The following is a 17,806-nucleotide window of genomic DNA, read 5'->3' as shown; positions in this document are numbered from 1 at the left end:
TACACAGTAAGGAGGGAAAGAACATGGCAACCCCTGTTTCTGTGAATGAAAAGAAAGATTTTATTCGCTGGTTTTTAAATCATTATCAATTAAAAAGAAGAGAGTCGGTCTGGATTCTAAACTATTTAATGAGCCACGATCAATTGATGGAGAAAGTTCATTTTGTGGAAGATGCACAATATTGCCCTAGAGGAATTGTGATGTCCACACATTGCGTTGACAGTACTCCATTTCGTTTTTTCAAAAATAATATCATGACGACAGATGCCGAAAAATCCTTTCATGATATCCGCTTGAACAAAGATGAAGATATCTATATAGAATTAAAATTTCGCGGAGCCAATACTTCTCATCAATATGCGCTTGTGCTTGAAGAAAACCCTTATATGCCGAGAAATTTAAAAATCACCGAAAAAGATCGGTTTTTAGCAGAACAGTTTCTAAAGGACAGCATCTATAAATTTCAGAAAGAAAAACTTCTCAAGGCCATTGATGAAGCATTAGACAAAAATGATAAAGAAGCTTTTCAAATTTTAACTGAAAAGTTAAAAGAACTGGAACGATAAATCCCTTTTACACGTTGTTGTTAAAGGGGTTTTTCTTTTATCTGAAAGTGAAAGAAAGCATCAAGTGTGGTATATTGGCAAGAATATCAGCCATCATGTACGAGAACTTCAAATGTTGATCTTAGCATTCGTTTTTTCTTTGTCATCTGCTTTCGAAGCAATATTGACTACTGTAATCGAAATTTTTATCGTTCCTTTGGAAAAAATTTGTTATAATGGGAGAAAAAAGAGGTGAAAATAATGATATGGAACGGGAGGGACGCACGACTTTATCAACAAGAAAAGAGCTTTATTGATAGTGCCGTGATACCGCTCTTGCCGATTGATTTTGGAAATGAAATGAGGCGATCCGCTTCACAAGGAGAATATATCCAATTGTTTTCGAGTTGTCTTGAAAAACAATTCAGAGGAAGAATCATGTTGTTTCCAGCCATTGTTTATTTATCACAAGAAATAACGGATGAAAAATCTTCACTCCTAAACCGCTGGTCTGATTTATTACATGAAGAAGGATTTATGCATCTGTTTTTTATCACGTCCGATGCCAACTGGAAATCAAGAGAAAGCCAGCTGAAAGGAACGCTGATTTGGCTCCCTGCGACCCCAATGGAGGATATGGACGATTCCTTTAAATACGATTTCATCGAAAATCAAGTCAAACAGTATGTACATAAGATTCTTGAGAAATGGGAAAAACAATAGATAATTTCTAAATATTTAGTATTTTATAAACTTTTGGACAATTGTTATTGATTTCATCTTCTGTATGATTTATCATAATGATGACTAACTTTAATGTTGTACGTAAAGGTCCGAATGGGCTTAGTTCAAAATTGAAGGAGGAAACATATGAGCAAGGAGCGTGTATCTAGACGCCAATTTCTAAATTATACGCTTACTGGTGTAGGCGGTTTCATGGCAGCTGGTGTTCTTATGCCGATGCTTCGTTTTGCCATTGATCCTGTCCTGGCAGCCGAAGGAAAAGGCAATTTTCATGCGACGAAGCAAAAGGTTGATGATTTGACAGAAACTCCAACGCGTGTAGACTTCACTTACGAGCAAAAGGATGCCTGGTATACGTCCAATGTCACTCAAACAGCCTGGGTTTATAAAACGAAGAATGGAGACATTGTGGCTCTTTCCCCTATTTGTAAGCATCTAGGCTGCACCGTCAACTGGAATGCAAACAAGTCCCACCCCAATATGTTTTTCTGTCCTTGCCACGGAGGTCTTTACCACAAAAATGGGAAAAACGTACCCGGTACTCCGCCTACAAAACCGTTAGACGTTTATCCGGTAAAAGTGAAAGACGGCTATTTGTATCTTGGAAAACCAAAGGCGAATAATCTCGTATAAAGGGGGCGTAATCCTTGCTGAACAAACTGTATGATTGGATTGATGAACGTTTAGACATTACGCCTTTATGGCGGGATATAGCAGACCACGAGGTTCCAGAGCATGTGAATCCGGCGCATCATTTTTCTGCCTTCGTGTATTGTTTTGGAGGATTGACGTTTTTTATCGTTGTCATTCAAATTCTTTCTGGCATGTTTTTAACCATGTATTATGTACCGGATATTAAAAATGCTTGGCAATCGGTCTATTACTTGCAAAATGAAGTCGCTTTCGGACAAATTGTTCGTGGCATGCACCATTGGGGAGCCAGTCTTGTTATTGTAATGATCTTTTTACATACATTGCGGGTCTTTTTCCAAGGTGCATACAAAAAACCGCGCGAATTAAACTGGATAGTGGGCGTTTTGATCTTTTTTGTCATGCTGGGATTAGGCTTTACCGGTTATTTGTTGCCATGGGATATGAAAGCGCTATTTGCGACGAAAGTTGGTTTGCAAATTGCCGCGGCGACACCAGTGATTGGCGAGTGGCTGAAAGTATTGCTGGCCGGCCATCATGATATTGTAGGAGCACAAACTCTTACACGCTTTTTTGCCATACATGTCTTTTTCCTTCCTGCAATACTGCTCGGATTAATGGCTGCACACTTTTTGATGATCCGTAGGCAAGGCATTTCCGGCCCGCTCTAGCTTTTAGCGGATGATCGAATAAAATTAGAATCATATGACCAAAAGGAGGGGAACGTATGCATCGCGGAAAAGGGATGAAATTTGTCGGGGATTCCCGTGTTCCCGCTGAACGGAAACCGAATATTCCGAAAGATTATTCAGAGTACCCGGGAAAAACAGAAGCCTTTTGGCCGAACTTTCTTTTGAAAGAATGGATGGTCGGCGCTGTTTTCTTGGTAGGATATTTATGCTTAACGATTGCACATCCGTCGCCGCTTGAACGGATTGCGGACCCGACGGATACGGGCTATATTCCAATGCCGGATTGGTATTTTTTGTTTCTTTATCAGCTTTTGAAATACAGTTATGCGTCTGGACCCTATGAAGTAATCGGACTGGTTATTCCCGGGATTGCTTTTGCAGCCCTGCTTTTGGCACCGTTTATTGATCGGGGGCCGCATCGCCGCCCGTTAAAACGTCCGTTTGCGACTGGATTTATGCTGCTGACGTTGGCAGCAATGATTTTTTTGACATGGCAGTCCGTCGTTACTCATGATTGGAAAGCGGCAGAAGAACAGGGGAAAATTGTTCAAGAAGCGAAAATTGACAAAAGTTCAGAAGGCTATCAGCTTTTTCAAAAAAATGGCTGTATTAACTGCCACGGCGAAAAGCTCACTGGCGGAGCAGCTGCTCCTAGTCTCGTAGACACAGGCTTAAAGCCTGAGGAAATTAAGAAAATAGCCAGAAACGGAAAAGGAAATATGCCTCCCGGTCAATTTAAAGGCACCGATCAAGAACTCGATAAATTGGCAAATTTCATTGCTAATTTAAAAACAAAATAAAGAGAGTCAAGAGTCAGCTCTTGCTGGCTCTTTTGATTTTTCTTAGAAGATTTTACTTTTGTCGATCGAAAAGAAAAAATAGAAAGATATTGATCAGCGGAACATTTGATGGGAGAATCAATACGTGTACAAAGGTCATAATAGGTTGTTCATGATGAGATGTTCTCGTTTTGTGAGAAATCGAAAGAGGACAAGTAGGAGGCAAAAAAGTGAATCGTTTATATCTTGTATTGGGTAACAAGAAGTTTTTACAATTATTGTGGATTGTGAATTTAGCCGGAACCGTATACGGATATATATGGTATATTCCGCAAATGAAGAATACGGAATGGTGGTTTCTTCCGTTCGTTCCCGACAGCCCGACAGCGAGCTTGTTTTTTGTTATTGCGCTGACGGGATTTTGGCTGAAAAAAAATTGGGGGCTACCTGCTGCTTTAGCGGCCATGACCCTTTTTAAATATGGCATTTGGGCGGTTGTCATGAATTTGCTTACATTAACCGTTTCTGGATCTTTGCCTTGGCAAGGCTATATGTTGATGATTTCCCATTTGGCAATGGCGATCGAAGGGATCCTTTATTCTCCTTTTTACAGGATTAAGCCATGGCATTTTGCCGTGGCGGCCATTTGGACATTACATAACGAAATGATTGATTATGTGTTCATGCAATACCCTATATATCCGCAACTGAATTTATACATAAGACCCATTGGGTACTTTACGTTTTGGCTTAGCATCTGTTCCATTGGACTTACTTATTTCTTTAGTATGCGCAAAAAACGGATTACGTTAGCTTTTCCTTGGCATAACGGGCAGGAGTGATTCGAACGGTTGTCGCTTTAAGGAAGAGTTCTACTCTTGTCCCTCTTCACATACACTGAATTAGTAGCATTAGGGGGGACTGGAATGCTCTTGATTAGAATACTCCTGACGATCATGATTACTTTTGGATTCGTCGACGCTGTTTTGGCGGCGGAAGAATCGTCGCCGATGCAGAAGCTGGATTCGACGGTTGAAGAAGCTTTACAGATGACGAAAAGCTATCATTACGCCGAAGCAAAGCAGCTCTTGAATGATTTTTCGGAAAAGTTAACGAAATCAGCCATTCTTCATCAAACATTCACCATGGATGATATTCGGATTTTAACAGTGGCACATCATCAGGCGTTAAGAGCCTTAAATAGTACATCGATGAATCACGAACAAAGAGTAGATGAAGTCACAACCTTTCGTTTAGTAGTGGATGCGTTGACGTCTCGATATCAGCCCTTATGGTCGGAAATGAAAGAACCGGTTTTGACGGCTTTTCAACATGTGAAGGAGGCGGCCAAGATTGGCAACAAAGAAGTCTACCGTCAAACGGTCAACCAATTTTTAGAAAAGTATAGTATTATTGAACCGAGTTTAAGAGTGGATATACCGGTGGAAGAAGTTCAAAAATTGGATGCGAAAATTCAATATATCGATCAATACAGTGTTGACAATTTAAAGAAGAAAGAGGCCGTATCCCAATTAAATGATCTTCAATCGGATTTACAAAAATTGTTTGACAGAACGGAAGAAGACGAAGCGGATCCGTCGTTATGGTGGGTCATTATTTCAACCGGAAGTATTATTATCGGTACATTATCCTATGTGGGATGGAGAAAATACAAAGGGGAAAAAGAAGAAAAAAAGCCTCGCAAGCAGAAAGATTGACAATACATTTATTTTAATACTAAAATAAATGCAAATACAATGCGACCGAAGATCGTGTAGAGTCCTCATTGAATCTCTGAAGAATGGACTCGAAAACGGGTTGGTCGTAAGAGGTGAAGGCAAAATGGTCACTTCTCGCTAACACTTTCCGATATTGACTTAGATCGTTTTGGCTGAATGATGGAAAATGAAAAGATTTTATAGTTAGAATCAAATCAGAACTTAAATGGAGGTTATCAACTTAACATGTATATTCTCTATTTTATCCTGATTGCGTTAATACCCATTTGGGCACAATTTAGGGTAAAAAGAACGTATGATAAGTATTCCGACGTCCCCTATTCTACAGGGATGACGGGAGCTGAAGTGGCTCGTCGAATTTTGGATGAAAATGGCTTGTATCACGTAAAAGTACTGGAAACGGAAGGCTTTTTAAGTGACCACTATAATCCGATAACGAAAACAGTTCATTTATCACCAAATAACTATTGGGGCAATTCGATTGCCGGCGCATCTGTTGCGGCGCACGAAGTCGGCCACGCCATTCAAGACAAAGTCGGATATTCCTTTTTACGTTTTCGCCATGCGCTTGTTCCCATTGCTAATTTTAGTTCCAGTTTATCTTGGATCTTCATTATCATTGGGGGGTTAACCACCCTGACGAAATTGTTTCTGCTCGGTATTATTTTGATGTCGGCCGGAGTACTTTTTCAAGTCGTTACGCTGCCGGTGGAATTTAATGCGTCATCGCGGGCGTTGAAACAGTTAGTCTCTATAGGCATTATCCGCAATGATGAAAAAAGAGAAGCTCGTAAAGTGCTTGGAGCGGCTGCAATGACGTACGTGGCTGCCACAGCGGTTGCCATTTTGGAACTAATTCGTTTGATTCTTGTATTTGTCGGAATGCAAAATAACGAAGATAATTAAAAATGAATGAGGATTTAAAAAGATCAGACTTTCGACGTTTTGGATCGAGAGTCTGATCTTTTTTCGTTTACCGTTCTATTCAGTTGGTGAGTGCTTCATTCTTCAAGCGGCTTTTTATTTTCATCAAGCGTAAATCCTTCCCCAAGAACTTCATGAACTTCCACGACAGAAACAAATGCATGTGGATCGACGGATGTGATAATATTTCGTAAGCGGATAATTTCATTTTTGGCTACAACGCAATATAGTACGTTTCTGTCTTTCTTTGTAAAAAATCCATGCCCCTTGAACACGGTGACTCCTCTGTCCATTTCTTCCAAAATCTTATGCGCAATTTCTTCGTTTTTTTCAGAAATAATGAATGCGCCTCTTGCTGTATACGCACCTTCTTGCATAAAATCGATCACTCTAGCGCTGACAAAAACGGCCACGAGGGTATACATCGCTTCCCTGTAATTGATATATGTCAACAAAGAGGCGATGATCACGCATGCGTCAAAAACAAACATGGTTTTTCCCATGGAGATATGGGTGTATTTATTGACAAGCCGCGCAATAATGTCGACTCCGCCTGTCGTTCCGCCATATCGAAAGATGATGCCAAGCCCGATCCCAATAAACACGCCCGCAAACAGAGCGGCTAAAAGAAGATCGTGATGAAGAGGGATATTTAACTGAAAGCGTTGGAAGATCCATAAAAATAAGGAAAGGGCGAGTGTACCGATAATCGTGTATCGGAATGTTTTTCCTCCCAAAAGTTTCCATCCGATGATGAAAACAGGTATGTTTAAGAATAAGTTTGTATAGGAAGGATCAATGCCGAACAAATTGTATAAAATCAGCGTAATCCCGGTAAAGCCGCCTTCTGCCAAGTTGTTCTCCATATTGAAATGCACTAAGCCAAAAGCATAGATGGCGGCTCCTATACAAATGAATAAAATATTTTTTATTTTCAGCCCCAAAATCATCATGGAACCTCCTTAACATGATGGTAACGTATAGTGTCAGAAAAAAGATTCAATCCATATTGCCAAGACGAATATTAGAACGATGGAAAAGGCAGTGCAGACATCGAAACTATTATATAGAAAGCGAAAGAAACAAGCAATTTTATCCTGTATCACCTCTTAAGCGATTTCATTCAATGACGTATTGGGAGATAGAAATAGATTGTAAATAGAATAGGAATTAGCTAACATGGAAGGAGAAAGTGAGGCGGTAAAAAATGAGGAAAACGATGGCCCAAATTCAGGAAGAAGTGGACCAATATATTAGCCAGTTTAAAGAAGGCTATTTCAGTCCTTTAGCCATGCTTGCTCGATTAACAGAAGAGCTTGGTGAACTGGCCAGAGAAATCAATCATTATTACGGAGAGAAACCTAAAAAGCCAAGTGAACAAGCAAAGACAGTGGAAGAAGAACTGGGTGATTTATTATTCGTTCTTGTTTGTTTGGCGAATTCTTTACATATTGATTTGGAACACGCGCATGATGTTGTGATGAATAAATTTCAAACGAGAGATAAAGACCGTTGGACAAAAATCAAAGCAGAGGAGGATGCGGATAATGGAAACCATTAAAATCATTGTAGCGGGTCCGAGAGGAAGAATGGGAAGTGAAGCCGTTCAGCTTATTCAACGCACGGATCATTTTGAACTGGAAGCTGTCTTGGATCATAAATATAATGGCATTCTGCTAAGTGAATTAGAAGGTTTTCAAGGAATCGATGTACCGGTATACAACGATGTAGATGAATGCTTGCAAAAAACAAAAGCTGATGTATGGATTGATCTAACGGTTCCGGAAGCCGGATTCCTACATACCAAAAAGGCGCTTGAATATGGAGTGCGTCCGGTTGTCGGAACAACTGGATTTACAGAAGAACAGCTGGAAGAGTTAAAAGAACTTGCCAATTCGAAGCAAATTGGCTGCATTATTGCACCTAACTTTGCCATAGGTGCTGTACTTATGATGAAATTTTCACAAATGGCTGCCAAATATTTCTCAGATGTTGAAATTATTGAACTTCACCATGATCAGAAATTGGACGCGCCTTCAGGAACAGCTGTGAAAACCGCTCAAATGATTTCAACTGTCAGGGAGCAAAAACAGCAAGGGCATCCAAATGAAAAAGAAACCATTTCAGGGGCAAGAGGTGCCAATATCGATGGCATGCATATTCACAGCGTACGTCTTCCGGGCTTGATTGCGCATCAGCAAGTTATGTTTGGGTCGGAAGGACAAACACTGACGATTCGCCATGATTCCTACAATCGTGCTTCCTTTATGTCAGGAGTAAAAGTAAGCGTCGAAACCGTTACGAAATTAAATGATTTTGTCTATGGGCTTGAAAATATTTTGGAATAGGGGCAATGTGAGATGAATATCGCATTGATCGCTCACGATAAGAAAAAGGACGATATGGTCAAATTCGTCCTGGCTTATCGTGATACGTTTGCAAAACATACTTTGTACGCCACCGGCACGACAGGCTTAAGAATTCAAGAGTCAACGGGGCTTAAAGTTCATCGTTTTCAATCAGGTCCTCTTGGAGGGGATCAAGAAATTGGAGCGATGATTGCCAAGAATCAAATGGATTTAGTTTTTTTCTTCCGGGATCCTTTAACGGCCCAGCCTCATGAACCTGATGTTTCTGCATTGATCAGGCTTTGTGATGTTTATTCCGTACCGCTGGCGACCAATATGGGAACAGGCGAAGTTTTGATTAGAGGTCTTGAAAAAGGAGACATCGATTGGCGCAATTTATATAGAAACAAGCATTGATAGGAAAAACGCCGTTGCGAGTGTCGTCCTTTCTTCTTCCATCCAACTAGAAGGACAAGAAAAAAGGGTTTTTTTCATTAGGATGAAACCAATACAATCGCCTAGCCGCCGATCGATGATGGAAATCGGCGGCCATTTCGCGAAAAAGGAAGGGGGCAAGAAATGAGGTTGAAAATTGGAATCACTTGTTATCCAACAGTTGGCGGTTCAGGAGTTGTGGCGACAGAACTCGGTAAACTATTGGCAGAAAAAGGGCATGAAATTCATTTTATTACTTCGAGTGTCCCTTTCCGTCTGAACCGAATGTATCATAATATTTATTTTCATCAAGTGGAAGTGAGCCAGTATTCCGTTTTTCAATATCCGCCATATGATATCGCATTATCCAATAAAATGGCCGAAGTCATGCGGAGAGAAAAATTGGATATTCTTCACGTTCACTATGCCATCCCTCATGCGGTTTGTGCCATACTAGGGAAGCAAATGGCCGGATCAAACAGTAAAATCGTCACTACATTGCATGGTACGGATATTACTGTTTTAGGCTATGACCCTTCTTTAACCGATGCTATCCGTTTTGGCATCGAACGTTCTGATGCTGTCACAGCGGTTTCCAATGCACTTGTTCAGGAAACATATCAATTGATCCAGCCGGAAAAGGAGATCATTCCCATTTATAATTTTATCGACGAAAGAATTTTTAAAAAGATTTCATCCAGCCATCTGAAGGAAGAGTACGGAATTCGCTCTGATGAAAAAGTGATTATCCATGTTTCCAATTTTCGATCCATCAAACGGGTGCCGGATGTTGTTAAGGTATTTGCCCGCATTTTTGAGAAGATGCCTGCGAAACTTCTTCTTGTCGGAGACGGACCGGAAATGACGGTCGTGAGTAAATTAGTCAGCGATTTAGGTTTGGATGAGGGAGTCCTCTTTTTAGGAAAACAAGATAATTTAGAAGAACTATACTCTATCAGTGATTTAATGCTTTTGCTTTCTCAAAAAGAAAGTTTCGGGCTGGCGTTGTTGGAGGCAATGGCGTGCGGAGTTCCTTGCATCGGAACCAATGTCGGCGGAATTCCGGAAGTGATTCAAAACGGCGTGAACGGGTTTATTTGTGAGCCGGGAGATCTTGCGGATATCGTCCAAAAGTCTCTGTACCTTTTGGAAAACAGCGAAATTCATAGGCAATTTTCTGAAAGGTCGGTTTTAACGGTCAAACAAAAATTTTATTCACAGAAAATTGTCAACCGTTATGAATCCATCTATTTGAGTTTGCTTCAACAAGACTAGGCAGGTGAAAAAAATGAATGACACACTTTTTCAAAAGGCTGTTCCTTTGTTGGAAAGATTGGAGCAGGCTGGCTATGAAGCCTATTTTGTCGGGGGATGCGTCCGCGACTATTATTTAGGAAGGTCGATCAGCGATATTGATATTGCCACATCTGCTTTGCCTGAAGAAGTGAAAGAAATTTTTCCAAATACAGTGGACGTGGGAATTGAACATGGGACTGTTTTAGTCCTTCACAATGGCGAAGGATATGAAGTGACAACCTTCCGGGCAGAATCGGACTACAAAGATTTTCGCCGGCCGGAAAAAGTCGTTTTTATACGGTCTTTATACGAAGATTTAAAGAGAAGAGACTTTACGATGAATGCTATGGCGATGGACCGCACTGGGAGAGTAGTGGATCCTTTTAATGGAAAGGAAGCAATCCGACACCGTCAGATCGTCACTGTGGGTAAGGCGGAAGAACGATTTTCAGAAGATGCTCTTAGGATGATGAGAGCGGCCCGATTTGCCAGCCAGCTTGGGTTTGATTTGGAAGACGGCGTATTTACGGCCATATGCCGCAATGCTGGTTTAATGCAGCATATTGCGGTGGAAAGAAAACAAAATGAGTTTGAAAAACTTATTTCGGGGCGCTTCCGAAAAAAAGGTTTGAAGTTATTACTGGAAACGGGATTGTATATTTACTTGCCTGGTCTTGAATCAAACGAAAAAGAGCTGGAAAAGATGTTGACCATCGACTGCACTTCTTTAACGCTACAGCAAATGTGGCTTTTAATTGCTGTTTTGGTTTCCGGGGATAAACCTGTCGAGTTTTTGAAAGCATGGAAACTCCCTTCCAAAACGATAAAATATTTGTTAAGCGGGTTGACTTGGATGAAAAAAAGGCGAGAAACACCATGGACGCAGTGGGATGTATACGATGCGGGACTTTCCGTTGCCGTCGATGTTGAAAAAGTTCATTCTGTCCTTTACCAAGATGAAGATATGACGGAACAGATTCAGACTCTTTATGAGAATCTTCCTATCAAACATCGAAAAGAATTAAGCGTAAACGGTCATGACTTATGCATGTGGTTTCAAAAGAAGCCGGGACCATGGCTGAGAGCCTGTCTGGAAGAGATCGAGAAAGCCGTTTTAGATCAAAAAACGAAAAATGAGAAAGAAAAAATAAAGGAGTGGCTGAAGAGGTGCAATCGGTTGTAAGAACGAAGCTGTTAGAAGCATTTTCGAAAGCCGAAGGTGAATTTCTTTCCGGCCAAGAACTTGCTGACATCATTGGGTGTTCAAGAACTGCGGTATGGAAACATATGGAAGAACTTCGAAAAGAAGGATTTGAATTGGAAGCCGTTCGCAAAAAGGGTTACCGCATCATCAGCATGCCTGACAAAGTGACAGCCAATGAAATTCTTCTTGGGCTCAAGACAAGATTTATGGGCAGAAAGATTGTCCATAAGGAAACGGTTGATTCTACTCAAATAGAAGCTCACCGCCTTTCTCAGGAAGGTTGTCCGGAGGGGACAGTTGTGATCGCGGAAGAACAAACGGCCGGGCGTGGACGCATGACAAGAGAATGGTATTCGCCCAAATCATCAGGAATTTGGATGAGCATTATTTTGAAGCCAACACTGCCTCCCCAACAAGCTCCGCAATTTACCCTTCTGACGGCTGTTGCTATTGTGGAAGCCATTGAAGAGATAACCGGTTTGCAGCCGAAAATCAAATGGCCTAATGATATTTTAATCAACGGGAAAAAAATGACGGGGATCTTAACAGAACTTCAAGCGAACGCTGACCAAATTTATGCGATCATTATCGGAATCGGCATGAATGTCAATCAATTGCAATTCCCGGATGAGTTAAAGAACATTGCCACCAGTCTTGCCATAGAAAAAGGCGAAAAAGTTTTCCGACCGAAGTTAATTCAAAGGATTTTAGAAAAGCTTGAACAGTATTACGATCTCTATTTAAACGAAGGGTTTGCTCCCATTAAAGCGTTGTGGGAACAATATGCCATATCCATCGGAAAACATATAAAGGCGAGAACGATTACAGGAGTGATAACAGGAAAAGCTCTTGGCATCACCGATGAAGGAGTATTGCAGCTTCAGGATGCGAACGGAACGATACACAACATCTATTCTGCAGATATCGAAATTTAAAGAGTGATATTTACCGTCTGATTGGCCGAGAATGTTTTGGTAGGCAAGAGTTGCGTATTTTTGGTATAATTTGAATGGGCAGTATCCAAGACGCGAACTGCACCTTGCGTAAATCAATAAAATGTTTGTCTGCCTTGATCCATAGTGACAGGGACAGAGGGTCGAAACAAATAAGTGGAAAACGAGTCCTTCTGTCGAAGGGCTTTTTATTTTGCAGTAAGTCTTCTGTTTCGTCCCCTTCCCAATAAAAAGGAGGATGGGAACGTGAAAACGACCGCTGATTTTTTGAAGATGAAGCAAAATCATGAAAAAATTGCGATGATTACGGCCTATGATTATCCGTCTGCCAAATTGGCGGAAGAGGCTGGAGCCGACATTTTGCTCGTCGGCGATTCTCTTGGTATGGTGGTGCTGGGATACGATTCGACTGTGCCGGTTACTCTCGAAGATATGATCCACCATACAAAAGCGGTAAAACGAGGAGCAAAAGATACTTTTGTCGTGACGGATCTTCCGTTTTTAACGGCGCATCTTTCCCGTGAAGAAATTTTGAAAGCGGCAGGACGAATTATGCAAGAAGCGGGTGCACAAGCCGTTAAGGTGGAAGGCGGAGAAGAAATAGCTGAATCCGTTGCTGCCTTGACGAAAGCAGGTATACCGGTGGTCGGGCATATTGGGCTGACCCCTCAATCTGTCGGAGTACTGGGCGGCTATAAAGTTCAAGGAAAAACGGCGGATCAAGCGAAAAAATTAATAAAAGACGCGAAACAAATTGAAGCGGCAGGCGCTTTTATGATCGTATTGGAATGTGTTCCTTATCAGCTGGCAGAAGAGGTGACAAAAGAACTGACGATTCCGACGATCGGGATCGGAGCCGGCAGTGAAACAGACGGGCAGGTTCTTGTCTACCACGATGTTCTACAGTATGGGGTCGATCGATTAGCGAAATTTGTAAAGCCGTATGAAAATTTGAATGAAGCGGCGAGAAAAGGGATCAAAGATTATGTAAAAGAAGTAAAAAAAGGCGAATTTCCTGATCGAGATCATTCTTTTACGATGAAGCAGGAAGAGCTTAGTCATTTGTATGGAGGAGAACGCTCATGAAAGTTTTTACAAAAATAAAAGACATCCAAGAATTCCTCTCCGAGCAAAAACGAAACGGGAAGACCATTGGTTTTGTTCCAACGATGGGCTATCTGCATGAAGGGCATTTATCGCTTGTGAAAAAAGCGACTGCAGAAAATGATCTGACAGTGATGAGCATTTTTGTGAATCCTATTCAATTTGGCCCGAATGAAGATTTTGAGCGGTATCCTCGCGATTTTGACCGTGACCGAAAACTGGCTGAAGACAATGGCGTTGATGTTCTCTTTCACCCGTCTGTGGAAGAAATGTACCCTGAAGAATCTATCGTTCAAATGAACGTCAAAAAACGAAAAGATGTTTTGTGCGGACGTACTAGAAAAGGACATTTTGACGGCGTCGTTACCGTTCTCACTAAACTGTTTCATATTACAATGCCGGACAGAGCTTATTTCGGATTGAAAGATGCACAGCAATTTGCGATTGTTCAAGGATTTGTGGCGGATTTAAACTTTCCGATCGACATCATCGGCGTAGAAACGGTTCGGGAAGAAGACGGTTTGGCTAAAAGTTCCCGAAACACGTATTTATCCGCACAGGAACGGAAGGAAGCTCCTGAAATTTATCAAGCGCTGCTGAAAGGAAAAAAAGCCGTCGAGAATGGGGTAGATGATCCTGCGGAAATCGTCCGATTGGTATCCGATCATATTCGCCAAAACACGGGCGGAGAAATCGACTATGTGGAAGTCCTTTCTTTCCCTGAATTGGATCCGCTTGAGAGAATAAAAGGAAAAGTGATCATTGCCACAGCCGTACAATTTGCGTCAGCACGATTGATTGATAATGTGATACTAGATTTGTCTCGTTAAGGGGGAAACAAAAATGTTTCGTACATTAATGAACAGCAAAATCCACCGCGCCACTGTTACAGAAGCCAACTTAAATTATGTCGGCAGCATTACCATCGATGAAGACATATTGGATGCAGTTGGAATTGCTGTTAATGAAAAAGTGCAGGTCGTGAACAATAATAATGGTGCAAGACTAGAAACGTACGTTATCCCGGGTAAAAGAGGGAGCGGAGTCATTTGCCTAAATGGGGCGGCGGCAAGACTTGTTCAGCCCGGGGACACGGTCATTATTATTTCCTATGTTTTAGTTCCAGAAGAGAAAGTCAAGGAACATTCACCGAAAATCGCTATTATGGATGAGAATAACCGGATCGCTCAATTGATCACCGGCGAAAAAGAAGCGACTATTTTATAGTTTTTGACATGAAATAGTGGGTTGGCCCCTTTTAAAATCATTAGAATAGGAGATCTTTGATTCTATCCTATTTCTTGATGGAGGGGGCCGGCCTTTTTATTTTGCGGACATATGACTGACATCATCGGAATTCTTATGGTAAACTTGAAAAAAGATTGGCAAGTTTCACTTTAGAAAAAAGGTGTGCTCTTAGATGTTACCACAACGATTTGTAGTAGTTGATTTAGAGACAACGGGAAATTCTCCGAAAAAAGGGGATCGAATTATACAAGCATCCCTGGTGATTATTGAGCGTGAGCAGATTATTGATCAATATACAACCTTTATCAACCCGGAGACGGCCATTCCCGCCTTTATTGAAGAATTGACGGGAATTCACGAGGATCTGGTAAAACAAGCACCGCTGTTTTCAGAGGCTGCTCAAAATATTCGTCCGCTTTTGGATCATTCGATTTTTGTTGCTCATAATACCGCTTTTGATTTAACGTTTTTACAAACAGAATTGGAAAAAGCGAACTTTCCGCTATTTAACGGGCAGACAGTAGACACGGTGGAGTTGGCCAGATTTCTGTACCCCACGCAAGACAGTTATAAGCTGTCCGATATGGCGGAAGAACTGGGAGTTTTGCATTCAAGGCCTCACCAAGCTGACAGCGATGCTTATGTGACGGCGGAAATTTTACTTTTGATGTTGAAAAAGCTGAAGTCATTGCCGTATGTCACGTTAAAAAAATTGCATCAGCTTTCTTCTCATTTAAAATCGGATATTTCCACGGTTATACAAGCGGTGCTGGATGAAAAAGAACAATCGATCGAGTCTTTGCCGGAAGATTTGGAAGTCTATCGAAATATCGCCTTGAAAAAGAAAAAAATACAAAAAAGAGAAGACCTTCTCTACGACGTGATGTATCCCTCTTCTCCCAATGAAAAAGCAGAATATATGAAAGAATTCCCCCAGTTTCAAATAAGAGAAGCTCAATTTGAAATGATGGATTGCGTTTATGAAACGCTGGACTCTTCAAATCATGCTTTCATTGAAGCGGGAACAGGGATCGGGAAATCGCTTGCTTATTTATTGCCTGCCGCTTTTTACAGTAAACAGCATAAGGTGCCGATTGTGATTAGCACGTACACAACGGTGCTTCAAGAACAGCTGATGAATAAGGATTTGGTGCTATTGAAGGCGATTTTGCCATTTTCCGTTCAAACGGCCGTTTTAAAAGGACGCAGCCATTATATTGACTTGTTTCAATTTGAAAATAGCCTGAACGACGAAACGAGCAATTACGATGAAGCGTTGACTAAGATGCAGATTTTGGTTTGGCTGACGGAAACGACCACCGGGGACAAAAATGAATTGAATTTATCCTCCGGCGGTGAACTATATTGGGCTCGCATTAAGCAAGAAGATATATTTTTGAACCGCTCCAAAAACCCTTGGATGGAAAAAGATTTTTATTTGCATGCGAGAAAACAGGCGCAACAAGCCGATATTATCGTGACCAACCACGCCATATTGGCAAAAGACTTGTTTTCTGATCAAAATTTGATCTCTGATTACAATCAAGTCATTATAGATGAAGCCCATCATTTCGGGAATGTACTCGGAGACCAGATGGGAACTGAAATAGATTTGCGAGCATTGAAATGGATGTATCAACAGATCGGAACGATGGAGCAAAAACAACTGTTCTTTCAATGCGAAGAATTGCTGAAAAAGCACGGAAAAGAGGCAACGATTCATTTCTTTGAAACCGATCATGATTTACACCAAATTGCTTTTGAAATGAACGAATGGATGAATGCCGCTTCCGCCTTTTTCCTTCACTTGGCGAAAAAGAAGCCTAACAGTTGGAATAAAGTACAGATTCGAGTTGGCGAACAAGAACGAAAAATGAAATATTGGAAAGAATTACTCTATTCAACCGAAAGATTGTATGAATTGATGAAAATGATTCATCATAGTTTGCAAGAAAGACTAATGTTGGCCAAAAAGCTGGAAACAGACTTGACTTTGGATGAAGCGGCGATGATCGAAAAGCTGTATGACTTGCTTGAAAGCTGGAAAAAGTGGATGAACGATCTCAAGAATGTAATAATAGAAGGATCGAAGCAGCCGGCTGTCATTTGGATGGAAGGCGATGTCCGAATGCCGCAAAATCATTTGAAAATTAAGTGCCGTCCCGCCGGCTTAGATCGAATACGGATGGAACAATTTATCGATGGGAAAAAAAGCGTCATTTTTACATCCGCCACTTTATCGGTAAATCGTTCATTCCAACATTTCGCTGAGGAACTAGGGATTCCGGAAAAAAGGTTTCGACAAGCCATCTTTCCTTCCCCGTTTCATTATGAAAAAAATTGCAAGCTGATCATTCCTAATGATGTTCCTGAAATTCAGGATGTAACAAGCGAGAAATACGTGGAAGTATTGGCGGATTATTTAAGTGCTGTCGCGCAAGCTACGAATGGTAGGATGCTTGTTCTTTTTACATCCTATGATATGTTGAAGAATACGTATCTTTTGATGAAGGAAAGCGGACTCCTCGAAGATTTTGTTTTAATTGCCCAGGGAATTACGAATGGAAGTAAAGTGAGATTGACTCGCCACTTTCAAAAATTCGAAAAGGCGATTCTTTTTGGCACTAGCAGTTTTTGGGAAGGGGTTGATATTCCGGGAGAAGATCTTTCTTGCTTGGTTCTCGTTCGGCTTCCTTTCACTCCTCCGGACGATCCGCTCTTTCAAGCAAAAGGAGAGGCACTTAGAGCAGAAGGAAAAAATCCGTTCTACCATTCTTCTCTCCCGCAAGCGGTCATTCGTTTTAAACAAGGGTTTGGCAGGTTGATTCGAACAGAGCGAGATCGGGGAATCATTATCGTATTTGACCGTAGAATCACTACGGCTCGATATGGAAAAGCGTTTATACAATCGATTCCGAAAGTACCCATTCTCCATGCTTCCTTGCCGGAAGTCATTCAAGTCATTGAAGATTGGCTTTAAAAAAGGCTTTTGGAGCGTCAAGCTGAAGAGAAAAACTTCGGTGGATTGGGGGGAATGTGCGCGGGAGGATTCTTTTATTCGGTTGAGGATAGATAATAGAGAATTCCGTGTGAACACCTTGAAGGGTAAATGGAACGATGGGCAGTATTGCCGTTTCATGGTCT

The 17,806-nt window shown here is 41.3% G+C and carries 19 protein-coding genes; 18 read left to right on the top strand and 1 reads right to left on the bottom strand.

Features of this window, described 5'->3' with window-relative positions; genetic code table 11:
• Nucleotides 1-23: 23 nt before the first annotated feature.
• The 8 genes from BSM4216_RS09545 (at nucleotide 24) to BSM4216_RS09510 (ending at nucleotide 6,056) form a co-directional block, all read left to right on the top strand.
• A complete protein-coding gene (locus BSM4216_RS09545; RefSeq protein ID WP_003355131.1) occupies nucleotides 24-566 on the top strand; it encodes a ReoY family proteolytic degradation factor in 543 nt (180 codons plus the stop codon).
• 240 nt (nucleotides 567-806) lie between these two features.
• The gene (locus tag BSM4216_RS09540) at nucleotides 807-1,268 is read left to right on the top strand and encodes a YpiF family protein (RefSeq protein ID WP_003355130.1); all 462 of its coding nucleotides are present in this window, start codon (nucleotides 807-809) and stop codon (nucleotides 1,266-1,268) included.
• A gap of 147 nt (nucleotides 1,269-1,415) precedes the next feature.
• The gene (locus BSM4216_RS09535; RefSeq protein WP_003355129.1) at nucleotides 1,416-1,922 is read left to right on the top strand and encodes a Rieske (2Fe-2S) protein; all 507 of its coding nucleotides are present in this window, start codon (nucleotides 1,416-1,418) and stop codon (nucleotides 1,920-1,922) included.
• Between the two features lie 14 nt (nucleotides 1,923-1,936).
• Nucleotides 1,937-2,611 carry a menaquinol-cytochrome c reductase cytochrome b subunit gene (gene qcrB, locus BSM4216_RS09530; protein ID WP_003355128.1) on the top strand — a complete coding sequence of 225 codons (675 nt, stop codon included), beginning with the start codon at nucleotides 1,937-1,939 and terminating at the stop codon, nucleotides 2,609-2,611.
• Between the two features lie 56 nt (nucleotides 2,612-2,667).
• The gene (locus BSM4216_RS09525) at nucleotides 2,668-3,432 is read left to right on the top strand and encodes a menaquinol-cytochrome c reductase cytochrome b/c subunit (RefSeq protein WP_003355127.1); all 765 of its coding nucleotides are present in this window, start codon (nucleotides 2,668-2,670) and stop codon (nucleotides 3,430-3,432) included.
• Between the two features lie 209 nt (nucleotides 3,433-3,641).
• Nucleotides 3,642-4,253: a lipoprotein heptaprenylglyceryl N-acetyltransferase LhaT gene (lhaT, locus tag BSM4216_RS09520; protein ID WP_048623560.1), complete on the top strand. Its 612-nt coding sequence runs from the start codon at nucleotides 3,642-3,644 to the stop codon at nucleotides 4,251-4,253.
• 84 nt (nucleotides 4,254-4,337) lie between these two features.
• On the top strand, nucleotides 4,338-5,129 hold the full coding sequence (gene ypjB, locus BSM4216_RS09515) for a sporulation protein YpjB (RefSeq protein WP_082142303.1): 792 nt from the start codon (nucleotides 4,338-4,340) through the stop codon (nucleotides 5,127-5,129).
• 246 nt (nucleotides 5,130-5,375) lie between these two features.
• Nucleotides 5,376-6,056: a zinc metallopeptidase gene (locus tag BSM4216_RS09510; RefSeq protein WP_048623559.1), complete on the top strand. Its 681-nt coding sequence runs from the start codon at nucleotides 5,376-5,378 to the stop codon at nucleotides 6,054-6,056.
• Nucleotides 6,057-6,151: 95 nt separating this feature from the next.
• Here the strand turns inward: BSM4216_RS09510 and BSM4216_RS09505 are convergent, their stop codons facing one another.
• Nucleotides 6,152-7,024 carry a YitT family protein gene (locus BSM4216_RS09505; RefSeq protein ID WP_048623558.1) on the bottom strand — a complete coding sequence of 291 codons (873 nt, stop codon included), beginning with the start codon at nucleotides 7,022-7,024 and terminating at the stop codon, nucleotides 6,152-6,154.
• A gap of 257 nt (nucleotides 7,025-7,281) precedes the next feature.
• On the opposite strand from BSM4216_RS09505, the gene BSM4216_RS09500 reads away from it, so the two are divergent.
• From BSM4216_RS09500 to dinG, 10 genes are all read left to right on the top strand, one after another.
• Nucleotides 7,282-7,635, top strand: a complete 354-nt coding sequence (locus tag BSM4216_RS09500; RefSeq protein ID WP_048623557.1) for a nucleotide pyrophosphohydrolase — start codon at nucleotides 7,282-7,284, stop codon at nucleotides 7,633-7,635.
• On the top strand, nucleotides 7,622-8,422 hold the full coding sequence (gene dapB / locus BSM4216_RS09495) for a 4-hydroxy-tetrahydrodipicolinate reductase (RefSeq protein ID WP_048623556.1): 801 nt from the start codon (nucleotides 7,622-7,624) through the stop codon (nucleotides 8,420-8,422). Before BSM4216_RS09500 ends, dapB begins: the two co-directional genes overlap by 14 nt.
• A gap of 12 nt (nucleotides 8,423-8,434) precedes the next feature.
• On the top strand, nucleotides 8,435-8,839 hold the full coding sequence (gene mgsA, locus BSM4216_RS09490; protein WP_048623555.1) for a methylglyoxal synthase: 405 nt from the start codon (nucleotides 8,435-8,437) through the stop codon (nucleotides 8,837-8,839).
• 162 nt (nucleotides 8,840-9,001) lie between these two features.
• On the top strand, nucleotides 9,002-10,132 hold the full coding sequence (gene bshA / locus BSM4216_RS09485) for an N-acetyl-alpha-D-glucosaminyl L-malate synthase BshA (RefSeq protein ID WP_048623554.1): 1,131 nt from the start codon (nucleotides 9,002-9,004) through the stop codon (nucleotides 10,130-10,132).
• A gap of 13 nt (nucleotides 10,133-10,145) precedes the next feature.
• A complete protein-coding gene (locus BSM4216_RS09480) occupies nucleotides 10,146-11,336 on the top strand; it encodes a CCA tRNA nucleotidyltransferase (RefSeq protein WP_048623553.1) in 1,191 nt (396 codons plus the stop codon).
• Nucleotides 11,321-12,292 (top strand): biotin--[acetyl-CoA-carboxylase] ligase, encoded by a 972-nt coding sequence (locus BSM4216_RS09475; RefSeq protein ID WP_048623552.1) that lies wholly within the window; start codon nucleotides 11,321-11,323, stop codon nucleotides 12,290-12,292. Before BSM4216_RS09480 ends, BSM4216_RS09475 begins: the two co-directional genes overlap by 16 nt.
• 264 nt (nucleotides 12,293-12,556) lie before the next feature.
• Nucleotides 12,557-13,396 (top strand): 3-methyl-2-oxobutanoate hydroxymethyltransferase, encoded by an 840-nt coding sequence (gene panB, locus BSM4216_RS09470; protein WP_048623551.1) that lies wholly within the window; start codon nucleotides 12,557-12,559, stop codon nucleotides 13,394-13,396.
• A complete protein-coding gene (gene panC / locus BSM4216_RS09465; RefSeq protein ID WP_003355114.1) occupies nucleotides 13,393-14,244 on the top strand; it encodes a pantoate--beta-alanine ligase in 852 nt (283 codons plus the stop codon). Before panB ends, panC begins: the two co-directional genes overlap by 4 nt.
• Before the next feature lie 13 nt (nucleotides 14,245-14,257).
• Nucleotides 14,258-14,641: an aspartate 1-decarboxylase gene (gene panD, locus BSM4216_RS09460; protein ID WP_003355113.1), complete on the top strand. Its 384-nt coding sequence runs from the start codon at nucleotides 14,258-14,260 to the stop codon at nucleotides 14,639-14,641.
• A gap of 193 nt (nucleotides 14,642-14,834) precedes the next feature.
• A complete protein-coding gene (gene dinG, locus BSM4216_RS09455; protein WP_048623550.1) occupies nucleotides 14,835-17,642 on the top strand; it encodes an ATP-dependent DNA helicase DinG in 2,808 nt (935 codons plus the stop codon).
• Nucleotides 17,643-17,806 lie beyond the last annotated feature (164 nt).

Source organism: Bacillus smithii (assembly GCF_001050115.1).
GTDB lineage: Bacteria > Bacillota > Bacilli > Bacillales > DSM-4216 > Bacillus_O > Bacillus_O smithii.
This window is presented reverse-complemented; position numbering and strand designations above follow the sequence as displayed.